The organism is Streptomyces beijiangensis, assembly GCF_017315755.1.
Lineage (GTDB): Bacteria > Actinomycetota > Actinomycetes > Streptomycetales > Streptomycetaceae > Streptomyces > Streptomyces beijiangensis.
On the sequence record NZ_JAFLRJ010001269.1, the window covers coordinates 1 to 333 of the forward strand.

The following is a 333-nucleotide window of genomic DNA, read 5'->3' on the forward strand; positions in this document are numbered from 1 at the left end:
CTCCTGGAGCCGCGCATGGGCCTTGGCCGCATCCTCCAGCCCGTACGTCTCCGCGACCCGCAGCGTCAGCACCCCTCGGTCCGCCAGCCCCACCAGCTCCGCCAGCAACTCCCCGTCCGCCGCGACCTCCTGGGTCTCCACCCGGACCCCCCGCTCACTCGCGGGCGATGCCCCCGGAATGACCCCGGCGTACGCACCCCCGTCCCGTACGGCCGCGAGCGCTGCGGCCCCCAGTACGGCCGCGTCCAGCACCCCGTCGTAACCACCGTCGAGCGGCCCGTCGCGCAGTACGAACCGATCGGCACCCAGCGCCCGCACCAACTCCTCGTCCCC

At 74.8% G+C, this 333-nt stretch carries 1 protein-coding gene; it reads right to left on the reverse strand.

The features are described 5' to 3' along the window. A partial coding sequence (locus J0695_RS41470) for a zinc-binding dehydrogenase (RefSeq protein WP_206969978.1) occupies window positions 1-333 on the reverse strand: 333 nt, incomplete at both ends.